We start from the raw sequence: 21,633 nt of genomic DNA, 5'->3' as shown, positions 1-21,633 counted from the left end.
CACGCCCGCGGCCTACAAGATCGAACGGGAGCTTACGCCATGTCGGGATTGAAGAAGCTGGGGCTGGGCCTCATCGCCGGGCTGCTCGCCTCGACCAGCGCCCTGGCCGTCGAGCCCCTGCCGCCCAAGACCTATCTGGGCGTCGACATCTCCTACGCCAACGAGATGGACGACTGCGGCGCGGTCTACCGCTCGGGCGACCAGAAGGTCGAGCAGTACGCCTACTTCAAGCAGGCCGGGGCCAACATCGCCCGCATCCGCCTGTGGAACGATCCCAAGTGGACCAAGTACTCCAACCCCGAGGACGTGGTCCGCAGCATCAAGCGCGCCAAGGCCGCGGGCCTGCAGGTGCTGCTCGACTTCCACTATTCCGACGACTGGGCCGACGGCGAGAAGCAGCTGGCTCCGAAGGCCTGGGAGAAGCTCTCCACGCCCGACCAGGCCAAGGCGCTCTACGCCTTCACCTATGACACCCTGCGCAAGCTGGACGCCCAGGGCCTGATGCCCGACCTGGTCCAGGTCGGCAACGAGACCAACGGCGAGATCGTCTCGACCCTGGCCAAGGCCAAGGACCCGATCAACTGGGACCGCAACGCCGTGTTGTTCAACGCCGGTATCAAGGCCGTGCGCGACGCGGGCGCGGCGGGCTCGAAGAAGCCGCGGGTGATGCTGCACATCGCCCAGCCCGACACCGTCGAGGACTGGTTCGCCGCCGCCGCCAAGGCCGGGGTCACCGACTTCGACATGATCGGCATCAGCTACTACAGCAAGTGGTCCAAGCGCTCGATGGCGCAGCTGGGCGTGACCATCAACCGCCTGCGCAACACCTATGCGGCCGACGTGGTGGTGGTCGAGACGTCCTATCCCTTCACCACCGACGGCGCCGACAGCTCGCCCAACCTGCTGGGCGAGGATTCGCTGATCCCCGGCTATCCGGCGACGCAGGAAGGCCAGAAGAAGTACCTGACCGACCTCACTCAACTCGTCTTCGCCAATGGCGGCACGGGCGTCTTCTACTGGGAGCCGGCCTGGGTCTCGACCAAGTGCAAGACCCGCTGGGGCACGGGCTCGAACTGGGAGAATTCGACCCTGTTCGACTTCAAGGGCCAACCGACGCAGGGCATGCAGTGGCTGTCGACGTCTTACGCCTTCCCGGTCGAGACCACCTTCAAGGTGGCGGCGGGCGACCAGCCGGCGGCCTTCATCGACGGCGACTTCCTGGGCGGGGCGGGGCCGCGCCCGATGGTTCGCGAGGGCGCCGACTTCGTCTATCGCACTCGCCTGATGCCGGGCGCTTCGGTGACCGTGGCCACCGCCCCGACCGCCGAGGCGGTGGGTTCGGCGTCCGCCGTCACCGCGACCATCGCCGCCAAGCCGAGTGCATTGAGGTTGCCGGCTCAACCGTGACCGCTTGTCATATGTGATTGGTATGATAAATAGCACCGACGCGTCGATCGGCAGAACCGACGCGTCAGCGCCCGCAGAGGCGCGGTCGACTTCGGCGCGGACCGTCGCGCCCCACTGATCCGGCGATCTGAGCGCCGGTCCAATCCACAAAACCAGAAAACAGCCACGCCCGCAGAAGGCGTCGCGTTTCCAATTGGGGGAACTAGATGACCCGTCAATCCATGCTGCTCGCCGCCGCCAGCGGCCTGAGCCTGCTCGCCGTTTCGTCGGCTGCTTGGGCTCAAGACACCGCTGTCTCCGACACGCAGGTCGAAGAAGTCGTCGTCACCGGCGTGCGCAAGAGCCTGCGCGACGCCCTCGACGTGAAGCAGGGCTCCGACAAGGTGGTCGAGGCGATCTCGGCCAAGGACATCGGCGTGCTGCCCGACGTAACGATCGCCGAGTCGATCGCGCGCCTGCCCGGCGTCAACGCCACCCGCGACCGCGGCAACGACAGCCAGGCGGTGGTCCGCGGCCTCGGCGCCCGCCTCGTGCTGGGCACCATCAACAACCGCGAAGTCGCCTCGTCCGAGCCCGACCGCAACGTCCGCTGGGAAGTCTATCCCTCGGAAGTCGTCTCGGGCGTGCAGGTCTACAAGTCGCAGTCGGCCGACCTGATCGCCGGCGGCGTCGCGGCCACCATCAACATCTCGACGATCGACCCGCTGGACTACAAGGGCCCGTCGGTCGTGCTGCGCGCCGGCCCCGTCTATTACGACGGCGGCAAGGACATCCCGAACTACGGCCAGACCGGCTACCGCGCCAGCGGCTCGTTCGTGCAGAAGATCAACGACGACCTGGCCGTCGTGCTGGGCCTGACCAGCCAGAAGCAGAAGAACGGCTACGTTTCGCTGCAGGGCTGGGGCTGGAACGATTCCAACATCCGCACCCCGGTCGGCGCCAGCGACTCCAGCGGCGACCTGAACGGCGACGGCACGGCCGACGCCACGCCCTGGGGCCTGCAGCTCGAGGTCAAGAAGCTCGAGCAGAAGCGCGACGGCCTTTCCACCGGCCTGCAGTGGAAGCCGACCGACAACTTCGAACTGAAGTTCGACGCGCTCTATTCGAAGATCAAGATCAAGGAAGACCAGGATCAGGTCGTCTACGCCCGCAACCGCGGCAACTGGGGCAACGGCAACCAGTGGGACTACGTCAGCGCTCCGGGCGCGTCGTACACCCTGGTCAACAACACCGTCGTGGCCGCGACCCTGCCGGGCGCCAACGTCACCTCGATCCTGGCGCGCTACACCGAAGACAAGACCCTGTTCGTCACCGGCCTGAACGGCAAGTGGACCGCCGACCAGTGGGTCGTGGCGGGTGACCTGTCCTATTCGAAGGCCGAGCGCGAGAACAACTGGCGCGCCCTGCGCATGGTCTCCGAGCCGACCTCGCTGAGCTACGACGTGCGCGCCGGCTCCAAGCCGACCGTGAGCACGACGCAGCAGCCGATCACCCTGACCCAGAACGTCTGGGGCGGCTGGTCCAAGGCCAGCAACGAAGGCGGCCAGAACGACGGCCTGGAGCAGCTGAACGACGAACTGGTCGCCGGCGCGCTCGACTTCACGCGCGACCTGGAAGGCAAGTTCAAGAGCTTCCAGTTCGGCTTCCGCGTGTCGGACCGCACCAAGGACCACAGCCAGGCCCAGTGGTTCGTCTGCGCCAACTCGGCCAACCTGAGCAACATCTACGACCCGAGCGTCCAGGACGAGTGGGGCAACTGCATCCAGAACGCGACCGTGCCGGCCAGCATGCTCAGCTCGTACAGCATCAGCGGCCTGAACGTGCCGAACGTCATCACGGGCGACCTGGATTCCATCGCTCGGAAGATCTACGGCGACAACGCCTTCAACTACGCCAACGCCCGGGACAACCTGGCCCAGCGCTGGAAGGTCAACGAGAAGGTCGGCGAGGCCTACGCCAAGCTGAACTTCGCGGCTGACGCCTTCGCCGGCTCGTGGATGAGCGGCAATGTCGGCGTGCGCGTGGTCACCACCAAGACCAGCAGCGACGGCTACCGCCAGGACGCCGGCGCCGCCACCTTCACCGCCGTGACCGTCGACAACGACTATACGGACGTCCTGCCCAGCGCGAACGTCAAGTTCGACTTCGGCGAGGGCAAGGTTGCCCGCTTCGGCCTGTCGCAGGTGGTGGCCCGTCCGCCGCTCGACGAGCTGCGCGCCAGCAAGACCCTGACCACCTGGTCGCCCTACACCGGCAGCGGCGGCAACCCCGAGCTGAAGCCGTTCAAGGCCGTGCAGTTCGACGCCTCGGCCGAATGGTACTTCCGTCCGGAAGCCCTGGTCGCCCTGGCCTACTACTACAAGGACGTCGACACCTACATCGGCTGGACCCAGACCCCCGAGACCTACAACGGCACCACCTATGCGGTGTCGACCCCGGTCAACGGCGGCGGCGGCTACATCCAGGGCGTCGAGGCGACGTTCCAGACGCCGTTCTTCTTCCTGCCCAAGGGCCTGGACAAGTTCGGCATCTATTCGAACTACGCCTTCGTCGACTCCGACCTGAAGGAAATGACCCCGGCCGTGAAGCCGCTGAGCCTCGTGGGCCTGGCCAAGCACACCGCCACGGTCGACCTGTGGTACTCGGACGGTCCGATCGAAGCGCGCCTGGGCTACAAGTACCACAGCCCGATGACCGTGATTTACGGCTGGAACGGCTCGGAACTGCAGACCCTGACGACCGAGAAGACCCTGGACTTCAGCTCGTCCTACCAGGTCACCGAAATGGTCGGCGTGCGCTTCCAGGTCAACAACCTGACCAACCGCGCCATGCGCACCTATCGTGACGGCGATCCCAACCGTCTGGGCCGCTACGACCTCTATGGTCGTCGCTTCCTGATGGACGTGACCCTGAAGTTCTAAGAGCTTCGTCCATTCCCCCTCGCCTTGGCGAGGGGGCTACTGTTCAGGACGTCATTCCTCCCCGACGATCCTTTGTGAGGGGAGGAAGCCTCGCAGGCTTCCTCCCTTTCTTTTTGTTTTGAGAGGTCCCCCGATGGTCGAGTTCAGCCGTCGCGAAGCCCTGGCCGGCACGGCCGGCGTCGCCGCCTTCGCCGCCGTGTCTTCCGCGCAAGCCGCCGCCAAGCCCGCCGCAGTCGCCAAGCCTGAAGCCAAGCCCGTGGTCGTCGACCTTGCGCCCCGCGAGCGTTCGAGCCTCGACTTCGACTGGAAGTTCCACCTCGGCCACGCCCAGGACCCGGCCCGCGACTTCGGCTTCGGGGCCAACCAGCGCACCTACGCCAAGGCCGGCGCCAACGCCCCCAACTGGTGGGTGGCCGCCGCCGCCCAGAAGGACTTCGACGACAGCGCCTGGACCCCGGTGACCCTGCCCCACGACTGGGCCGTCACCCTGCCGTTCGTCGACAACCCGGCCTACGTCCCAAGCGGCAAGCCCGACGACGAGGACCTGCGCGCCGCCCACGGCTACAAGGCGTTGGGCCGCGAATTCCCCGACACCAGCGTCGGCTGGTACCGCAAGAGCTTCGCCCTGCCGGCCGCCGACGCCGGCAAGCGCCTGTCGATCGAGTTCGACGGCGTCATGCGCGACGCCCTGGTGATCATCAACGGCTACATCCTCGAGCGCGAGGACAGCGGCTACGCCAGCTTCCGCGTCGACATCACCGACATCGCCAATCTCGGCGGCGACAACCTGATCACCGTCCGCGTCGACGCCAGCCTGGGCGAGGGCTGGTTCTACGAGGGCGCGGGTATCTATCGCCACGTCTGGCTGGTCAAGACCGCCCCGGTGCACGTGCCCCAGTGGGGCGTGTTCGTGAAGGCCAAGGTCGACGGCACGCTGGAGATCGAGACCGACCTGGCTAACGACGGCGACGCGGCCGCCGCGTTCGAGCTGGTCCACACCGTGCTCGACGGCGCGGGCAAGCCGGCCCTGGCCGTGGCCCCCGCCGCCGGCCGCCTGCCGGCCTGGCAGCGTCAGTCGCTGTCGCAGACCGTGACCCTGGCCAGCCCCGTCCTGTGGTCGCTGGAGAACCCGCACCTCTACACCCTGGTGACCGAGGTGAAGGTCGGCGGCGCCGTGGTCGACCGCTTCGCCACGCCGTTCGGCGTGCGCTCGGTGCGCTTCGATCCCGACCAGGGCCTGTTCGTCAACGACAAGCACGTCAAGCTGCAGGGGACCTGCAACCACCAGGACCACGCCGGCGTCGGCGCGGCCATCCCCGACGCCCTGCAGGTCTGGCGGGTGGAGCAGCTGAAGTCGATGGGCTGCAACGCCTATCGCGCCTCGCACAACCCGGCCACGCCCGAGCTGATGGACGCCTGCGACCGCCTGGGCATGCTGCTGATCGCCGAGACCCGGCGCATGTCCAGCGACCCCACCTCGCTGGACGAGATGGAGCGGCTGATCCGCCGCGACCGCAACCACCCGTCCATCATCCTGTGGTCGATCGGCAACGAGGAGCCCCAGCAGGGCACGCCGCGCGGCGCCAAGGTCGCCAAGACCATGAAGCGCCTGGTCAACCGTCTCGACCCGACCCGCGGCGTCACCGCGGCCATGGACAACGGCTTCGGCGACGGCATCACCGCCGAGCTCGACGTCATCGGCTTCAACTACCGCCACGAGAAGATGGACGACTTCCACGCCCGCTTCCCGAAGCTGCCTATCATCGGCAGCGAGAGCGGCAGCACGGTCACCACGCGCGGCGAGTATCTGCGCAGCGAGGCCAAGTCCTACGTCCCGGCCTACGACACCGACCACCCCTGGTGGGCGACCACGGCCGAGAAGTGGTGGAGCCACGCGGCCTACCGTCCGTGGATGGCCGGCGGCTTCATCTGGACCGGCTTCGACTATCGCGGCGAGCCGACGCCCTTCAACCGCTGGCCCAGCATCAGCTCGCACTTCGGCGCGCTCGACACCTGCGGCTTCCCGAAGGACAACTATTACTACTACCGCGCCTGGTGGCGGGCCGAGCCGCTGCTGCACCTCTTCCCGCACTGGAACTGGGAAGGCCAGGAAGGCCAGGCCGTTCCGGTCTGGGTCCACAGCAACTGCGACAAGGTCGAGCTGTTCCTCAACGGCAAGAGCCAGGGCATCCGCGTTGTCACCCCCAACCATCACGTTGAATGGTCTGTCCCGTATGTGGCTGGGACGATCGAGGCCCACGGCTACAAGAACGGCAAGGTCATCCTGCGCCAGCGCCGCGAGACCGCTGGTCCCGCCGCCGCCCTGCGCCTGACCACCGACCGCTCGACGCTCGCCGCCGACGGCCAGGACGTCGGCATCCTCAAGGTCGAGGTGGTCGACGCCAAGGGCCGTCCCGTGCCCAAGGCCGAGGACCTGGTGACCTTCGCCGTCACCGGCCCCGGCGAGGTAATCGGCGTCGGCAATGGCAATCCGACCAGCCACGAGAGCGACGTCGCCAGTTCGCGCAAGGTCTTCAACGGCCTGGCCCAGGCCATCGTCCGAACCAAGCGCGGCCAGGCGGGCGAGGTGCGGGTCCTGGCCTCGGCCCCGGGCCTGAAGCCGGCCTCGCTGGCGCTGAAGGCGGGGTAGGGGTCCGCGCAAGATCCTTCCACGAGACGTCGAAATGGGGGTGGACGCTGGCCGCGAGCGGGGCAGTATCCACCCCTTCTTTCGTCAGCCTCGCCAGGATCGTCCATGCGCCGCCCGACCCAACTGCTGCTCGTCTCGCTGCTGGCCCTGACGGCGGCCGGACCGATGGCCGGGGCGGCCGTGCGCGAGGCGCCCCAGGCGCTGTTCACCGGCCGCGATCTCTTCGGCCTCGAGGTCGCTAGCGACCCGCAGATCCGCCCCGACGGCGACGTCATCGCCTATGTGCGGGCCACCAACGACATCATGGTCGACCGCGCCGTGCGCTCGATCTGGCTGGTCGACGCCAAGACCGGCGTGCAGACGCCGCTGGTCGCGGGGCCGGGGTCCGCCATGTCGCCGCGCTGGTCGCCGGACGGCCAGCGCCTTGCCTATGTGCAGGTGACGCCCGACGCCGGCGCCCAGCTCTACGTCCAGTGGGTCGCCACGGGCCGCACCGCCAGGCTGGCCACCCTGGACGAGGCCCCCAGCGACCTGACCTGGTCGCCGGACGGCAAGACCATCGCCTTCACCATGCTCACCAGCGACGACGGCGCCAAGCTGGGCTCGGCCCCCGAGGGCAAGCCCGACAACGCCAAGTGGGCGCCGGCCCTGACCGTCGAGACCCGCGTCAACTTCCGCGAGGACGGCGAGGGTACGCTGAAGCCCGGCTATTCCAAGATCTACACCGTCTCGGCCGAGGGCGGCGCGCCGCGCCAGTTGACCTTCGGCAGGTTCGACGACCGGGGGCCGCTGTCCTTCACCAAGGACGGCCGCTACCTGCTGTTCTCGGCCAACCGGTCCGAAGGCTGGGAACGCGACGGCAATCAGACCGAGATCTGGCGCCTGACCCTGGCCGACGGGGCGCTCAAGGCCCTGACCAGCCGCATCGGTCCCGACGCCAGTCCGGTGGTCTCGCCCGACGGCCGCCAGGTGGCCTATGTCGGCTACGACGACTCCCGCCGACGCGGCTACGAGAACCAGCGCCTCTACGTGATGGACATCGACGGGGGTAACAGCCGGGTGCTGACCGGCTGGCTCGACCGCTCGGTGGACGCCCCCGTGTGGTCGGCCGACGGCCGCAGCCTCTATGTCGACTACGACGATCACGGCTCGGTGCGGGTCGCCCGGGTCGGCCTGTTCTCGGGCGAGATCGAGACCATCGTCGCCGGCCTGAACGGCGCCGGCCTCGACCGCCCCTACAGCGGCGGCGCCTTCAGCGTCGCGCGCGATGGGACCGTGGCCTTCACCCAAGGCTCGACCAGCCGTCCCTCCGACATCGCCGTGGCGAAAAAGGGCGCCGAGGCCCGCCGCCTGACGGCCCTGAACGCCGATCTGCTGGGCGCCAAGACTCTGGGCAAGGTCGAGGCCCTGCCGGTGAAGTCGTCCTATGACGGCAAGCCGATCGACGCCTGGATCGTCACCCCGCCCAATTTCGACCCGGCCAGGAAGTATCCGCTGATCCTCGAGATCCACGGCGGGCCGTTCTCGGCCTATGGGCCGGGCTTCTCGACCGACTACCAGCTCTACGCCGCGGCCGGCTACGTGGTGGTCTACGCCAACCCGCGCGGCTCCACCTCGTATGGGGAAGCGTTCGCCAACGAGATCGACCGCAACTATCCCAGCCACGACTACGATGACCTGATGAGCGCGGTGGACGCCGCCGTGGCCAAGGGCTTCGTCGACAGCGACCGGCTCTACGTCACCGGCGGTTCGGGCGGCGGGGCGCTGACGGCCTGGATCGTCGGCAAGACCAGCCGCTTCGCCGCGGCTGCCACCCAGAAACCGGTGATCAACTGGACCAGCCAGGTGCTGACCACCGACGCCTACAGCTCCATGGCCTCCTACTGGTTCGGCAAGATGCCCTGGGAGGATCCGCAGGGCTACTGGGCCCGCTCGCCGCTGTCGCTGGTGGGCAACGTCAAGACCCCGACCCTGGTCGTGGTCGGCGACCAGGACCTGCGCACCCCGGTCGGCGAGGCCGAGCAGTACTATCAGGCCCTGCAACTGCGCGGCGTGCCCACCGCCCTGGTCAAGGTCCCTGGCGCCAGCCACGGCGGCATCGCCAGCCGCCCCTCCCAATCGGCCGCCAAGGCCTCGGCCATCCTGGCCTGGTTCGAAAAGTTCCAGTCGCCCCCGAAGTAGGACGCCTGATCCCTCTCCCCTTGCGGGAGAGGGTGGCCCCCGCGAAGGCGGGGGTCGGGTGAGGGGTCTCTCAGACCGATCCGCGCCACTCCTCCCCCGTGCAACGGGGGAGGGGGACCACGAAGTGGTGGAGGGGGCGAGACTGGGCTCGGGGCCTGACCTCTCCCCGTAAAATCCCCGCGAAAGCGGAACAACTGATCCCTCTCCCCTTGCGGGAGAGGGTGGCCTCGCGGAGCGAGGTCGGGTGAGGGGTCTCTCAAAACTGAAAGCTGCGTGCGGCGGTCAGGCCGGGCGCGATGTCGGATATCTGAGAGACCCCTCATCCGTCGGCCTTCGGCCGCCACCTTCTCCCGCAAGGGGAGAAGGATCGGGGGATACGCACGCTGCTCACACGGCGAGCTCAAAAAAGAGTCCAGCGAACTCAAAGCCCTACAACTTTATAACCCCAACTTATCCTCCCCCACTCGAGCCGCCCCATAATCAAAGCCATCCCAGCCATGGGGAGGGCTCTTGGTACCGGCCCGAGTTAGCGGCTGTGGATCGCATCGAGCGGGGCCGCTTGTTGCGTCATGGGAAGGGCGGGTTTGCAGGATCGCTCAGAAGGCGTGATTGGGCCGCCAGCCGTTCCGTGACGAGACAAGTGGGTCGACAGGGCCGGGATCGTTTCAAACCGGCCTAACAGGATCAGCCGAGGCGCCGCCGGATCACCGCGGGGCTATTGGTCCTGCCCGTCCGAGGGACAACCGGGTCCAGGGTTGAAAAAGCACCCGCGCCCCCGGTCCTTCGAGCCTACGGTGCGGCGGAGCGGTCTGACGAAGCCGAAACGCTAAACCACATCACGGTCTCCGGGCTCCGCCCGGCCGCTCCGCGCCTCCCCGACCTAACGCGCCTTCGCGCGGGAGATCGCCGACCCATGTCCCTCTCCCCTTGCGGGAGAGGGTGGCCCTGCGGAGCAGGGTCGGGTGAGGGGTCTCTCAGAACTAAAAGCCGCGTGCGGCGGTCAGGCAGGGCGGAGCGTCTCCCATCTGAGAGACCCCTCATCCGACGGCCTTCGGCCGCCACCTTCTCCCGCAAGGGGAGAAGGAAGCCACGTCCGCTTCCGCCGCACCGGCGTGCAATGGATCGAATCCCCCAAACCGGCTAGGCTCGTCCCATGCCCCAACACGCTGATTTCAGGCTGGTTTAGCCCATGGCCGACGGTCACGCCGTTCCCGTCGCCGCCGACGCCGACACCGCCTTCCTGGGCGTGACGCGCTCGCTGTCCGGCCGCGCCTGGCGCGAGCGCGCCGCCGATCCCGCGATCGTCCGCGACCTGTCCCGCCTGCACGGCCTTTCGGAGCCCCTGGCCCGCGCCCTGGTCGCGCGGGGGATCGACCAGGCCAGCGCCCGCGACTACCTGCAGCCGACCCTGAAGTCGCTGTTCCCCGACCCGTCCAGCTTCACCGACATGGACCGGGCCGCCGAGATCCTGATCGACGCCCTGGTCCAGGGCCGGCCGACCATGGTCTTCGCCGACTACGACGTCGACGGCGCCACCAGCGCCGCCCAGCTGGTGCGCTGGTTCCGGCACATGGGCGTCGAGCTGCCGATCTACATTCCCGACCGCCTGAAGGAGGGTTACGGCCCCAGCCCGGCCGCCTTCAAGACCATCCGCGAGTCGGGCGCCGAACTGGTCGTCACCCTCGACTGCGGCGCGGCCGCCTATGACGCCATCGCCAGCGCCGCCACGATCGGCCTCGAGGTCGTGGTCATCGACCACCACCTGATGCGCGAGGATCCGCCGGCCGCCGCCGCCGTGGTCAATCCCAACCGTCCGGGCTGCCAGAGCGGGCAGGGCGTGCTGGCCGCCGCCGGCGTCACCTTCATCCTGCTGGTCGCCCTCAACCGCGAGGCCCGCAAGCGCGGCCTGTTCAGTGAGGACCGGCCCGAGCCCGACCTGCGCCAATGGCTCGACCTGACCGCCCTGGGCGAGGTCTGCGACGTCACCCAGCTGGTCGGCTTCAACCGCTCGCTGACGGCCACCGGCCTGCGGGTGATGTCCAACTGGGCCAATCCGGGCCTCAAGGCCCTGCTGGAGGTGGCCAAGGGGCAGGGGGCGGCCAGCGTCTTCCACGCCGGCTTCATCCTGGGGCCGCGGATCAACGCCGGCGGCCGCATCGGCCGCTCCGACCTCGGCGCGCGCCTGCTGTCGACCGACGACCCGCTCGAAGCCCAGGCCCTGGCCGAAGAGCTCGACGCGCTCAACACTGAGCGCAAGGCCGTCGAGGCGGCCGTGGTCGAGGAGGCCGCGGCGATTCTCGAGCGCGGCAGCAACTTCAATCCCGACGCCCCGGTCATCGTCGTGGCCGGCGAGGACTGGCACCCCGGCGTGGTCGGCATCGTCGCCAGCCGCCTGCGCGAGCGCTATCGCAAACCGACCATCGTCATCGGCATCGACCGGGCGGCGGGGGTAGCCAAGGGCTCGGGCCGCTCGCAGCCGGGAGTGAACCTTGGCCGGGCCGTGCAGGCCGCCTTCGAGGCCGGGATCCTGATGGCCGGGGGCGGGCACGCCATGGCGGCGGGCCTGACCGTGCGTCCCGATTCGATTCCCGAGCTGCGCGCCTTCCTGGAGGAGGCCCTGGCCGGCGAAATGGCCGAAGTCGGCCCCGAGGCGGTCGAGATCGACGCCCTGGTGCAGCCGCGCGCCGCCAATCGCGCCCTCTGGACCGAGTTCCAGCAGATGGCCCCGTTCGGGCCCGGCAATGTCGAGCCGCTGTTCGCCCTGACCGGCGTGCGCCCCGAACGGGTCATGGCCCTGCGCGGCGGCCACGTGCGAGTCGACCTCGTCGGGCCGTCCGGCGACCGCATCAAGGCCGTCTCCTGGCGGTCGGCCGAGACCGATCTTGGCCGTCGGCTGCTGGCCGGGGGCGGGGCGCTGCACGTCGTCGGCCGCCTCAAACCCGACGATTACATGGGCCGGGAAGGGGTCCAGCTGGAGATCGAGGACGCCGCCGATCCCCGGATGTGGACGGAATAAAAAAAACGCATCTGACCGCTTGCGCTCTCCGGGGAGCCTTTGTATATCCCCGGCTCCTCGCGGCGAGATGGTCCCTTCGTCTATCGGTTAGGACGCCAGATTTTCATTCTGGAGAGAGGGGTTCGACTCCCCTAGGGACTACCAGCCGCGAGGGCTGTACTTTTGAACTGCTGCGGATTACCTGCTTCTTCGAAGCATAGTGGTCCCTTCGTCTATCGGTTAGGACGCCAGATTTTCATTCTGGAGAGAGGGGTTCGACTCCCCTAGGGACTACCAACCGCAGCGTTCAAAATTTCTGACAGCATACAAAAGGCGCGACTAAACGTCGCGCCTTTCGCATTGCGCGCTCTCTGCATCATTTGGCCATTGACGGCTCTCCCTCCGCGAGAACAGTGTTATTCTTGTGGCGCTCGCTCCTTTGGGCTGTTTGGGCGAGCCAGAGGGGCGGAATGTCTGGTTACGACTTGGATGCATCGGCGGCGCACGAGGATCTCGTACGCATCAGCGGCCGCGTGAAATGGTTCGACGTCGGAAAGGGCTACGGCTTCATCGTTCCTGACGATCCGGGCCAGACGGGCCTGAAGGACGTCCTGCTTCACGTCACTTCGCTGCGCAACTGCGGCCGCGAGTCGGCGCTGGAAGGCGCCGTGATCGTCTGCGACGTGGTCAAGCGTCCCAAGGGCTGGCAGGTCAGCGAGGTCGTCGATCTCGACGAGACCTCGGCCCCGCCGCCGCTGGAGCGCCCCCGGCGCACCTTCGACGAGGCCGCGCCCCGTCGCGACGGCCTGCGCAGCGGCTTCGGCGGCGGCGCGTCGCGCCAGTCCCTCGAAGCCGTCGGTCCGCCCGAGCGGGCCAAGGTCAAGTGGTTCAACCGCACCAAGGGCTACGGCTTCGTGGTCCGCGACGAGGCCCCGGGCGACATCTTCGTGCACATCGAGACCCTGCGTCGCGGCGGCCTCGAAGACCTCCAGCCGGGCGACGACGTCATGGTCCGCTTCGCCCAGGGCCCCAAGGGCCTGGTCGTCGCCGAGATCACGGCGGCCTGAGGCTGCTTTCCGGGACGGCGAGGGGCCTTCCAGGCTCGTCGCCCGTTCCGCGGCTCCAGCGAGGCGCTCCTGGCCCTTCTGGACGATCCGCGGCGTCGCATCTTGCCGAAAGGCCGAGGACTTGGCCCGAGGCTGGGGAGGCCCCACATCAGGCTGCCCACAAAGTTGGTGCTGCTGCTCTTTTGTCCTGTTGCGTAGAATCGGAAATCGCTTACAAGGCAACCCCTTGCTGGTGTCCGGAGCGTAGCGCAGCCTGGTAGCGCATCTGTTTTGGGAGCAGAGGGTCGCAGGTTCGAATCCTGCCGCTCCGACCACCAGCTGGAGCCGTTTGGAGAGGTCCATGCTCGCCCGCATTTATCGTCCCGCCAAGAACGCCATGCAGTCGGGCAGAGCCAAGACCAAGGACTGGGTGCTCGAGTTCGAACCGACCTCGGCCCGCAAGCCCGACCCGCTGATGGGCTGGACCCAGTCGAGCGACATGAACGGCCAGGTCCGCTTGACCTTCGAGACCCGCGACGAGGCCATCGCCTACGCCCAGCGCCACGAGATCTCGTTCCAGCTTTTCGAACCCAAGGTTCCCAAGCGGATCATCAAGGCCTACGCCGACAACTTCGCGACCAACCGCAAGCAGCCCTGGACCCACTGAGGGTCTCCCGGGCTAAGCTGGCCAGCGCGCGCCCTTAGCTCAGTTGGATAGAGCATTCGCCTTCTAAGCGAACGGTCGCAGGTTCGAATCCTGCAGGGCGCGCCATTCCCGGACAAAACCCGGCACGACAAGAGCCGCCGATTCTACGCCGTTGTTGACGGCGAGCGTCCGCAGCAGCTCCACCTTCGATCCGCAGATCCGGGCTTCGTGCGGCGACACCATTTCCACCTTCTGCGCGACCGCGCGAATCAAGTCCCTGCGATAGGCGCCGTTGTCGGCTCTGAACAGCTCGCGGGTCGCTTGCGAGAACCTGTTCAAAAGCTCCGGGGTCAGCGCCGGCATGATGTTCTCGATCGCCTTGGCGGCCCGGTCGGCGTCGCCGGCGGCCTTGTCGCGCAACGCCCGTAGCTGGGCGATGCGCGGCTTTAGCGAGGGATCTGTGGCGTCGAGTATGCCTTCCTCGATGGACGCATAGAGCCGTTGCAGGCGTTGCTCGACTTCGGTGGCGCGCTTGCGCAGGTCCGCGACATGGCGGTGGCGCTTCTCGATCCATTCCGAGCGCCGGTCGATGATGTTGTCCATCATCGTGGCCAGACGCTCCGGATTGAGCAGGCGGTTTTCCAGGTGATCGATGACCGCGGCGTCCAGTAGGTCCATCCGCACGCTCATGCCCTTGCACCCGGTTGAACCCTGCCGGGCCTTGGTGCAGCAGGTGTAGTATCGGTAGGCGCTGCTCTTGCCGGTGCGCAGGGTCATGGCGTTTCCGCACAGGCCGCAAAAGCAGATGCCGCCCAGAAGGATTGGGCTGTTGACGAAGCGCGGGGCCATGGCGAGCGGATTGCGCTGGGACATCGCCCGCTGGACGGCGTCGAAGGTGTCCCGATCGACCAACGGCGGGACCGCCATAATCACGCGCTCGGACTCGTCCTTGAACTCCTGGGTGGCGTAGTGGCGGCTATTGAAGACATGCTCGCCGATATAGGTCGTGCGGGTCAGAGTGTAGTGCACCGTGCCGTTGCTCCAGCGCCCGCCGCCGCGCGTGGTGAGATGCTGGTCGTTGAGGTAGGTCGCGATCGACTTGACGCCCATCGGGCCGCTGCCGTCGATGCCGTGCAGGGCCAAGCGGTAGATCAGCCGCACAGTCTCGGCCCCGATCGGGTCGATCTCCAGCTTCTTCTTGATCCGCTCGCCGCGCTGCTCGGCCGCGACCACCCGATAGCCTAGCGGGGGCAAGGAGCCATTCCAGAAACCTTGCCGAGCGTTTTCCTTCATGGCCCGCAGCGTGTGCTTGGCGTTCTCCCGCGACTGGTATTCGTCGAAGAGGTTCATCATCTGCCGGACCATTACGCCCATAGGGTCGTCGCCGACCTCCTGGGTGATCGAGACGATGCGCACGCCGTTCTTCGCCAGCTTCCGGGCGTAGAATTCGAACTGGAACTGGTCGCGGAAGAAGCGCGAGAAGGAGTGCACGAGGATGACGTGGAAGGGCGGGGGCTTGGCCATCGCCGCGTCGATCATCTGCTGGAAGGCCGGGCGGCGATCATCGGTGGCGGTGTTGCCCGGCTCGACGAATTCCTCGGCCACGGGCCAGGCCTTGGCTTGGCAATAGGCCCGCAGTTGCCGGCCCTGGTCAGGGATCGAAAGGTCGCTGTCGGCCTGTCGGCCGGTGGAGACGCGAAGATAGAGCGCCGCGCTGGGCGCGGTCGGTGGGGGAGGGGTTCGACGCTTGGCCATCTCTGTCTTTCCGGCGGATCAGGGCAGAGGACCGAGCAAATCGGCCAGGACCTTCTCCAGATAGGCCTCGGTGACCTGCAGCTCGCGGATCCCGATGGGGATCTGCGCCGGCATGTCGTCCGTGACAGAGAGGGAGACAGGCGAGACCGGCCTCCTTGGTAGTCGCGGCGGCAAAATATTTAGGTAGTCGAGGAAGTCGGGCGGTTCGGCCTCGGGGAGCGGCTTTCTGGGCATAGGCCGAGGGTCACTCTCACCTCGATGGGGTGCAAAGCCGATCTCAGGTTGGGCGTGCTGTGGCGCAGAGAAACAGGTGTTCGGCGATGTCGGCCGTCTATGAGCCAGCCGGCTTTTGATCGGGTGCACTAGCGGGCGGGCTTGGCCCACACCCCACGACGGGCCGTCTTGGCCTCGGCTTCGGCCTTGGCATAGAAGCCCTTGCTGTAGCGGCGGTACTCGGTGGCGTAGCCCGAACGGATCAGGGCTGCATTGATGTCGGGGCTGGCGCTCGACCAGCACTTGGCCACCGTGCGGCCGTAACGGTCTCGATCGACCGGTCGGCAGCCGACCCGGCCGCGGGTCAGGCCGATCAGCTCGTCGCGGGCTTCATAGGCGAAGGGTTCGGCCGGCGTGCTCCCGCGTCGCACCTCTGGGGCGTCGACGCCGAAGAGGCGGATGCGCTCGGCCCCGCAGCGCAGGGTGTCGCCGTCGTGAACGGACGGTGCGGTGCAGGCGATGATGGCGGCGGCGAGGGGAGCGAGGGACATGGGCGAGCCTTAGCCTGCTTCGTGGTGGAGCCCTAAGGGGCGGGCGGTGGCCGCGACCGAACCTGACGCAAGGTCATGGTTCTTTGCCATCAGGCGGCGACTCGGGATGAGAAGGACGTCGTGTTGCGCGAGAACTGCTCATGACCCCAGAGGCCTTTTCGCCCCTGGCCTGCCGGCTCGGCGCCGCCGTACAGGTCCGCCATGTGCTCGACACGACCCAGTTTCGAGTCGGCGGACGCGCCTTCGCCACGCTTAACTGGCCCGAGGCCGGGTGGGCGGTGATCAAGCTGACCCTCAGGGATCAGGCCGCCGCCATGGCGCTCAGCCACGCGGTGTCGATCGAGCCGCGGCGGCCGCGCAACTCCGGCGTGACCCTGATCTGGCTCAAGGGGATCGACGAAGACGCCATGGCCTACATCCTGGCGGCCGCCTTCCGCGAGGCCTACGCCAAGGCTTCGCGCGCTCGTCCGGGCAGGGGGCGCGGCGTCCTGCCCGCCGGGGCCAAGGACGCGGGGTGATCCGATGAGCGCCGGGGTCAAGATCGTCGCGGTGCTGGCCGGCAAGGAAGGTATGGGGCAGGCGTTGGAGGCGCTGCTCTTGGGCATGGCGAGCGCGAGCCGGGCCGAGCCCGGCAACCTTCGCTGGGACGTCTGGCGCGATCAGGCCGATCCGACCCGCTTCGTGCTCGACGAGCTCTATGTCGATGACGCGGCAGTGACGGCCCATCGCGCCAGCGCCCATTTCGCCGTCTATCTGGCGAGGATCGGGGACTTGGCCGAGCGCACGGCCCTCGTGCTGGAACCGGCCGACCTCGGCTGAGCGCCGAGCCGCGATGCGAAGACCGCTGCGAGGTCCCGCCGACAAGGCGCGTTGACCGGGCTGGTTCGGCTCCTAAACTGCCGCGTCCGGCCCACGAACGCCGTGACCAAGCCCAGACAAAAAGGGGGGAGGCATATGGCCAAGGAACAGGCGCTGCAGACGCTCCAGGCCTGGCATGACCTGTTGGAAAAGCGCGAGTTCGACCGCCTGCGGCCCTTGGCGGCCGAAACCGTGGTGTTTCGCTCGCCAGCCTTCTTCACGCCCTATCCTGGCGTCGAGGCGCTGGTGCACATCATCGCCACGGTCAACACGATCTTCCAAGAGTTCGTCTACCATCGGGAGTTCTGGACCGAAGGCTATGACGCCGTCGTGCTCGAGTTCAGCGCCCGGATCGGCGACAAGACATTGAAGGGGATCGACATCATCTCCTTCGACGACGCCGGCCAGATCCGAGAGTTCGAGGTGATGATCCGGCCGGCCAATGCCGCGGTCGCCTTGGGCGAGGCGATGGCCGCAAAGGCCGGCCCGGGCCTGAAGGCCCTCTTGGGCAAGCCGGCCTAGCCGGCCAGCCGCACGAGCAGTTCGTTCATCCCGTCGCTGAGGGCGCCGCTCCAGGCCGGGTGCCCTGGCCCCGCCGCCTGGGAGATGTCTTTGGCCTGTTCCATGTGCAGGATGGTGCGTTCCCCGTTTGGCGCGCGACGGCTGAAGGCAAACTGGCCGCTGCCGCGCAGGAAGGCGCCGTCGCGATGGTGCAGGCTGATGAACCGCTGGCCGTCGATGACGACGGCGTCGTCATCGGGCCCGCCGCGGCGATCGGCGGCTTGGCGCAGGGCGCCCCAGATCATCGTCATCTTCGTGGTCCTCCCGACCGGCTCCGATGGTTAACGACCATGCTGGGCAGGGCGATTCCCGCCCAGGCCCCGCCTGGCCGCGATGTGATTTTTCAGTGGATTGATCGACCCGGCCAGCGCGCCGCAGCCGTGAAACCCAAGCGAATGCAAAGGGCCGTGGCTGGCGTTGGTTTCAGGCATCGGCGGGAGGCTCCACCTGGCGCACGGCCCGCCACCAGGGCCAGCGATGCTCGCCGCCGCGCTCGACCTTCTCCATCTCGAACCAGGCTACGTCGCCCTCGAAATCGGGGACGAATTTGGGATCGACAAAGTCGGCCGGGCCCTTGAGGCCGCCGACGGTATGGAGATGGTAGTTCAGTGTGCGACGGGTTTGGGAGGCCCCGTAGCCTTCCTCGACCGCGATGCGCGTGAGGCGGGCGATTGTGCGCAGAAAGACGCGAGGCGCCCTTGGCGCGCGGGGGCGCGCGCGCGGATCGGCGCGGTTGGGCGGCATGGGAAGCTCCTGAATGTTCCCATATTGTTCTCATTTCGCGTGAGTGAGCGCAATGCGCGTTTGCGGCGAGATCGCGACTCTGCGACCTTGAGGCGTTGTGCTCGGTCACCAGGGGCTCCCGCTGGGCGCTTTCGCGCCCGGCTTCACCCGATACGGAGAGCGGCCGGCGGTCACGCTCGGTCCCGAGCCTTTCGGCTCTCCTACGGGCGCGCCGCCTGGCGGGCGACCCCTTAAGCGAAGAGTGGGGTCGCCGCCGGCCGATCGACGCGGACGTTCCGACACGCGCTTTGCGCGGTCTCCTTGCCGGCTTCATTCGTCATGAGCGCTCGCTGACGCGCGCGCGCACGGGTTGTTCTGGCCGCTGCCGCGGCCGCTTGGCTTAGGGCTCCGCCCTCGGCGCGCTTCGGATCGGCTTCCGCCCAGCTTCGGTCCCTAAAGGGCCCTGCAGCCGGGTCCCCGCGAAGCCGCCCCTCCGCTTGCACACCCAGGTCTCGCCGACGGGCGCCGGGGTCAGGCGCGCTTTTGCGCCAGACCCCGAACTCCGAAGGGAGCCTTCAAATGACCGAGGATGACCATACCGCCGCGATCGCGGTGCTGAACGACGCCTGCCGCGCCGAACCTGGCGCGGGATGGGTGCTTACGCCTGGCGTTCAGGCGTTCTCCAAAGTCGATCTGGACAAGGCGGTGGCCGCCGTGTCGGCCTTTTCCGACTTCTCCGAAGCCAACGACCCGTATGGCGAACGCGACTTCGGCGCGTTCGAGGTCGGGGACGAGCGGCTGTTCTGGAAGATCGACTATTACGACCTGGATCTCTGCATGGCCTCGCCCGATCCGGCCGACCCAGCGGTGACCAAGCGGGTGCTGACGCTGATGTTGGCGCACGAATACTGAACAGCCAAGCCCGCCACGCCGTCCGGCGTGGCGGGCTTGCACGCGGTCCAAGAGAAACGGCGAGGGCGTGCGCGCGGCGGCCGATCCTTTGGGGATCGGCCGCTTTCGACGTCGCAGGATCCATCATTTGCGACGGCCGTGATGGCGGGGGCGCGCGTTGTCTGGTCGGCGGGGCGCGCCGCATCCGATAGCTTCGACGAGGGCGCGGGGCCTTACGCCTCGGCCGCGATCTGGCGCAGGGCCTGCTCGAAATACTCCGCCGGCTGGCCGCCCGAGATCAGGTAGCGGTCGTTGATGATCACGGCCGGCACCGAGCTGATCCCGGCGCCCTGCCAGGCGCGCTCGGCCTCACGGACCTCCTGGGCGTAGCGGCCCGAGGTCAGAACCTCATGGGCCGCATGCGGATCCAGGCCCGCCTTCATCGCCGCGCGAACCAGGGTCTCATGGTCCGACGGATCTTGGTTTTCGGTGAAATAGGCCTCGAACAACGCCTGCTTGAGCGCCTTCTGGTCGCCGACCAGGCCCGCCCAGTGCAACAGGCGGTGGGCGTCGAAAGTGTTGTAGATGCGGCTGTTCTCGTCGGTGGCCATAGTGAAGCCGACGGCGGCGGCGCGGTCGTGGATCGCCTGGCGATTGGCCGCCGATTGCTCGCGTGTGGCGCCGTACTTCCGGCCCACGTGCTCGACGATGTTCTCGCCTTCGGGCGGCATGTTCGGATTGAGCTCGAACGGCTGGAAATGAATCTCGGCGTCGACCAAGCCGCCGACCCGCTCCAGGGCCGCTTCCAGGCCGCCCAGGCCCACCACGCACCAGGGGCAGGAGATGTCGGAGACGAAGTCGATTTTCAGGGGCTTGGTCATGGCGTGGTCCGGTTGGGGCGAGAAGCGCTGATATGGGGGCCGGCGCCAGGATTGCACCGTGCTCGGCGAGGCTGACGCTGACGCCAAGGGCGAACCTTGATTTGATCCCGTGAGCGCCGAGCCGCCACGAGGGACCATCCCTGCGGCGGCTCGGCTCAAGGCGCGCTGCGCCCCTTAGCCGTTGACGGCGTCCTTCAGCTGCTTGGCCGGCGTGAAGGCGACCTTCTTGCTGGCGGCGATCTCGACGGCGGCGCCGGTGGCCGGGTTGCGGCCGGTGCGGGCCGGCTTGTCTTGGATCTTGAACTTGCCAAAGCCAGGGATCGAGACCTCCTCGCCCTTGGTGGCGGCTTCGGCGATCGCCTTGAAGACGCCGTCGACCAGAGCCTTGGCCTGGGTCTTGGTGAGCTTGTCGTCGGCGGCGGCCAGGGCTTCGGCGATGTCGGCGGTGTTCATCTTGGAACTCTCCATGGAATCGGAAGGCCGAACCTGAACGTCCCGTCCGGGCCTGTCACGTCGAGCTTAACTCCGATCGCGACAGGAGCGTTGCTCGGCCTTCAATCCTTCGAACCGTCGGCTTCGCTCGCCAGCGCCTCGACAAGGTCGAGCAGGCGCCGACGGAGCTCTTGCGGGAGGTCGGCAAAGCGTTCGAGCAGCGCAGCCTCGTTGTCGGCCTGCAACTGCTCAAGCGTGTTGGACAAGCGCTCCTGCCGGCTCTGCAGCTCATCGGCCGCCTCAAAGAAGAACGCCACCGGCACCCCAAGGATGAGGGCTATGGCGGCGAGCGCCGCCGGTGGGACGCGGTCGACGCCACGCTCGAAAGCGTCGATCTTCTCGAAGCTTACCCTCGCAAGTCCAGCCAAGGCGTCCTGGCTGAGATTGAGGACCTTGCGCCGCACCCGGATCCGGCCGCCGACATGGACATCGACGGCGTTGCCGACCTTGGCTTTGTGACCTGGAGGCAAGTCGAAGGTCCTTCTGAAGGTGCATTGCCTAGACGGCGCCGCCGCGCGGTCGCCTCATGGCGCCAAGCGCGATCGTCAGCACCGCGACACGTGGCCTCTGGCCGGGGTCTCGCGTACGCGCCTCAACGGAGGTCACCCGAGCGAGGGTCCATCTCTGCGACGGCCGCCTCCCGATAGCGACAGCCGACCAGGTCTTCTTCGGGGCGCTGCCGCGCCCGCGGGCTTAGGGCTGCCGCCCTCGGCGCACTTCGGATCGGCTTCCGCCCAGCTTCGGTCACGTCGGTGAAATCGCATATCCGGGCACGACGCCCTGCAGCCGGGTCCCCGCGAAGCCGCCCCTCCGTTTGCACACCCGCGCTCGCCGCTGGGCAGGGGTTCAGGCGCGCCTTGTG

Annotated in this window: 18 protein-coding genes, 4 tRNA genes and 1 pseudogene; 16 read left to right on the top strand and 7 right to left on the bottom strand. The window is 67.7% G+C overall.

The genetic code is table 11. The features are described 5' to 3' along the window. The first annotated feature begins 39 nt into the window (after positions 1-39). The 12 genes from AC07NG_RS23675 to AC07NG_RS23620 all read left to right on the top strand — a co-directional run bounded on the left by AC07NG_RS23675 (position 40) and on the right by AC07NG_RS23620 (position 14,518). Positions 40-1,407 (top strand): glycoside hydrolase family 53 protein, encoded by a 1,368-nt coding sequence (locus AC07NG_RS23675; RefSeq protein WP_494596753.1) that lies wholly within the window; start codon positions 40-42, stop codon positions 1,405-1,407. 206 nt (positions 1,408-1,613) lie between these two features. After that, on the top strand, positions 1,614-4,328 hold the full coding sequence (locus AC07NG_RS23670) for a TonB-dependent receptor (protein ID WP_494596751.1): 2,715 nt from the start codon (positions 1,614-1,616) through the stop codon (positions 4,326-4,328). Positions 4,329-4,461: 133 nt separating this feature from the next. Beyond that, positions 4,462-6,978, top strand: coding sequence for a beta-galactosidase GalA (galA, locus tag AC07NG_RS23665; RefSeq protein WP_494596749.1), 2,517 nt, complete (start codon positions 4,462-4,464; stop codon positions 6,976-6,978). A 105-nt stretch (positions 6,979-7,083) separates the two neighbouring features. Next, complete coding sequence (locus AC07NG_RS23660; protein WP_494596748.1) at positions 7,084-9,159, top strand: prolyl oligopeptidase family serine peptidase; 2,076 nt, start codon at positions 7,084-7,086, stop codon at positions 9,157-9,159. A gap of 1,189 nt (positions 9,160-10,348) precedes the next feature. Next, the gene (gene recJ / locus AC07NG_RS23655; protein WP_494596746.1) at positions 10,349-12,175 is read left to right on the top strand and encodes a single-stranded-DNA-specific exonuclease RecJ; all 1,827 of its coding nucleotides are present in this window, start codon (positions 10,349-10,351) and stop codon (positions 12,173-12,175) included. A gap of 69 nt (positions 12,176-12,244) precedes the next feature. After that, a tRNA-Glu gene (locus tag AC07NG_RS23650) sits at positions 12,245-12,319 on the top strand. A 57-nt stretch (positions 12,320-12,376) separates the two neighbouring features. Continuing rightward, positions 12,377-12,451, top strand: a tRNA-Glu gene (locus AC07NG_RS23645). A gap of 173 nt (positions 12,452-12,624) precedes the next feature. Beyond that, a complete protein-coding gene (cspD, locus tag AC07NG_RS23640) occupies positions 12,625-13,221 on the top strand; it encodes a stationary phase survival cold shock domain protein CspD (RefSeq protein ID WP_492854608.1) in 597 nt (198 codons plus the stop codon). A gap of 237 nt (positions 13,222-13,458) precedes the next feature. Next, a tRNA-Pro gene (locus tag AC07NG_RS23635) sits at positions 13,459-13,535 on the top strand. A gap of 26 nt (positions 13,536-13,561) precedes the next feature. Continuing rightward, the gene (locus AC07NG_RS23630) at positions 13,562-13,867 is read left to right on the top strand and encodes an ETC complex I subunit (RefSeq protein WP_110118268.1); all 306 of its coding nucleotides are present in this window, start codon (positions 13,562-13,564) and stop codon (positions 13,865-13,867) included. Between the two features lie 28 nt (positions 13,868-13,895). Beyond that, positions 13,896-13,972, top strand: a tRNA-Arg gene (locus AC07NG_RS23625). A 375-nt stretch (positions 13,973-14,347) separates the two neighbouring features. Beyond that, entirely contained in the window at positions 14,348-14,518 is a 171-nt protein-coding gene (locus tag AC07NG_RS23620) for a hypothetical protein (RefSeq protein ID WP_494596744.1), read from the top strand. 30 nt (positions 14,519-14,548) lie between these two features. Here AC07NG_RS23620 and AC07NG_RS23615 read toward each other — a convergent pair. Beyond that, a pseudogene (locus AC07NG_RS23615) lies at positions 14,549-15,601 on the bottom strand (recombinase family protein); the annotation flags it as partial. Positions 15,602-15,963: 362 nt separating this feature from the next. Next, positions 15,964-16,365: a thermonuclease family protein gene (locus AC07NG_RS23610; protein WP_494596743.1), complete on the bottom strand. Its 402-nt coding sequence runs from the start codon at positions 16,363-16,365 to the stop codon at positions 15,964-15,966. 140 nt (positions 16,366-16,505) lie between these two features. Between AC07NG_RS23610 and AC07NG_RS23605 the strand changes: the two genes are divergently transcribed. The 3 genes from AC07NG_RS23605 (at position 16,506) to AC07NG_RS23595 (ending at position 17,745) form a co-directional block, all read left to right on the top strand. Further along, positions 16,506-16,883, top strand: a complete 378-nt coding sequence (locus AC07NG_RS23605; protein ID WP_494596741.1) for a hypothetical protein — start codon at positions 16,506-16,508, stop codon at positions 16,881-16,883. Positions 16,884-16,887: 4 nt separating this feature from the next. After that, complete coding sequence (locus AC07NG_RS23600) at positions 16,888-17,184, top strand: putative quinol monooxygenase (RefSeq protein ID WP_494596740.1); 297 nt, start codon at positions 16,888-16,890, stop codon at positions 17,182-17,184. Between the two features lie 135 nt (positions 17,185-17,319). Next, positions 17,320-17,745 (top strand): nuclear transport factor 2 family protein, encoded by a 426-nt coding sequence (locus AC07NG_RS23595; RefSeq protein WP_494596739.1) that lies wholly within the window; start codon positions 17,320-17,322, stop codon positions 17,743-17,745. Here AC07NG_RS23595 and AC07NG_RS23590 read toward each other — a convergent pair. Beyond that, on the bottom strand, positions 17,742-18,035 hold the full coding sequence (locus AC07NG_RS23590; RefSeq protein WP_494596738.1) for a hypothetical protein: 294 nt from the start codon (positions 18,033-18,035) through the stop codon (positions 17,742-17,744). The two genes, AC07NG_RS23595 and AC07NG_RS23590, sit on opposite strands and share 4 nt — an antisense overlap. Before the next feature lie 172 nt (positions 18,036-18,207). Beyond that, the gene (locus AC07NG_RS23585) at positions 18,208-18,528 is read right to left on the bottom strand and encodes a hypothetical protein (RefSeq protein ID WP_494596736.1); all 321 of its coding nucleotides are present in this window, start codon (positions 18,526-18,528) and stop codon (positions 18,208-18,210) included. Between the two features lie 558 nt (positions 18,529-19,086). On the opposite strand from AC07NG_RS23585, the gene AC07NG_RS23580 reads away from it, so the two are divergent. Next, a complete protein-coding gene (locus tag AC07NG_RS23580; RefSeq protein ID WP_494596735.1) occupies positions 19,087-19,419 on the top strand; it encodes a DUF3768 domain-containing protein in 333 nt (110 codons plus the stop codon). A gap of 212 nt (positions 19,420-19,631) precedes the next feature. On the opposite strand, the gene AC07NG_RS23575 is transcribed toward AC07NG_RS23580, so the two are convergent. The 3 genes from AC07NG_RS23575 to AC07NG_RS23565 form a co-directional block, all read right to left on the bottom strand. Further along, positions 19,632-20,279, bottom strand: coding sequence for a DsbA family oxidoreductase (locus tag AC07NG_RS23575; RefSeq protein ID WP_494596733.1), 648 nt, complete (start codon positions 20,277-20,279; stop codon positions 19,632-19,634). A 174-nt stretch (positions 20,280-20,453) separates the two neighbouring features. Continuing rightward, on the bottom strand, positions 20,454-20,732 hold the full coding sequence (locus AC07NG_RS23570) for an HU family DNA-binding protein (RefSeq protein ID WP_494596731.1): 279 nt from the start codon (positions 20,730-20,732) through the stop codon (positions 20,454-20,456). A gap of 101 nt (positions 20,733-20,833) precedes the next feature. Further along, complete coding sequence (locus AC07NG_RS23565; RefSeq protein ID WP_494596729.1) at positions 20,834-21,241, bottom strand: helix-turn-helix domain-containing protein; 408 nt, start codon at positions 21,239-21,241, stop codon at positions 20,834-20,836. Positions 21,242-21,633: the final 392 nt, after the last annotated feature.

The organism is Caulobacter sp. GW821-FHT10C03 (assembly GCF_059415485.1).
Note: the sequence above shows the minus strand (reverse complement) of the source record. Positions and strands in the feature narration are given on the sequence as shown.

Bases quoted from the DNA above. Each gene is read 5' to 3' on its own strand.
- AC07NG_RS23675 (WP_494596753.1), top strand. From the start codon at position 40: ATGTCGGGATTGAAGAAGCTGGGGCTGGGCCTCATCGCCGGGCTGCTC.
- AC07NG_RS23670 (WP_494596751.1), top strand. From the start codon at position 1,614: ATGACCCGTCAATCCATGCTGCTCGCCGCCGCCAGCGGCCTGAGCCTG.
- galA (WP_494596749.1), top strand. From the start codon at position 4,462: ATGGTCGAGTTCAGCCGTCGCGAAGCCCTGGCCGGCACGGCCGGCGTC.
- AC07NG_RS23660 (WP_494596748.1), top strand. From the start codon at position 7,084: ATGCGCCGCCCGACCCAACTGCTGCTCGTCTCGCTGCTGGCCCTGACG.
- recJ (WP_494596746.1), top strand. From the start codon at position 10,349: ATGGCCGACGGTCACGCCGTTCCCGTCGCCGCCGACGCCGACACCGCC.
- cspD (WP_492854608.1), top strand. From the start codon at position 12,625: ATGTCTGGTTACGACTTGGATGCATCGGCGGCGCACGAGGATCTCGTA.
- AC07NG_RS23630 (WP_110118268.1), top strand. From the start codon at position 13,562: ATGCTCGCCCGCATTTATCGTCCCGCCAAGAACGCCATGCAGTCGGGC.
- AC07NG_RS23610 (WP_494596743.1), bottom strand. From the start codon at position 16,365: ATGTCCCTCGCTCCCCTCGCCGCCGCCATCATCGCCTGCACCGCACCG.
- AC07NG_RS23605 (WP_494596741.1), top strand. From the start codon at position 16,506: ATGACCCCAGAGGCCTTTTCGCCCCTGGCCTGCCGGCTCGGCGCCGCC.
- AC07NG_RS23600 (WP_494596740.1), top strand. From the start codon at position 16,888: ATGAGCGCCGGGGTCAAGATCGTCGCGGTGCTGGCCGGCAAGGAAGGT.
- AC07NG_RS23595 (WP_494596739.1), top strand. From the start codon at position 17,320: ATGGCCAAGGAACAGGCGCTGCAGACGCTCCAGGCCTGGCATGACCTG.
- AC07NG_RS23590 (WP_494596738.1), bottom strand. From the start codon at position 18,035: ATGACGATGATCTGGGGCGCCCTGCGCCAAGCCGCCGATCGCCGCGGC.
- AC07NG_RS23585 (WP_494596736.1), bottom strand. From the start codon at position 18,528: ATGCCGCCCAACCGCGCCGATCCGCGCGCGCGCCCCCGCGCGCCAAGG.
- AC07NG_RS23580 (WP_494596735.1), top strand. From the start codon at position 19,087: ATGACCGAGGATGACCATACCGCCGCGATCGCGGTGCTGAACGACGCC.
- AC07NG_RS23575 (WP_494596733.1), bottom strand. From the start codon at position 20,279: ATGACCAAGCCCCTGAAAATCGACTTCGTCTCCGACATCTCCTGCCCC.
- AC07NG_RS23570 (WP_494596731.1), bottom strand. From the start codon at position 20,732: ATGAACACCGCCGACATCGCCGAAGCCCTGGCCGCCGCCGACGACAAG.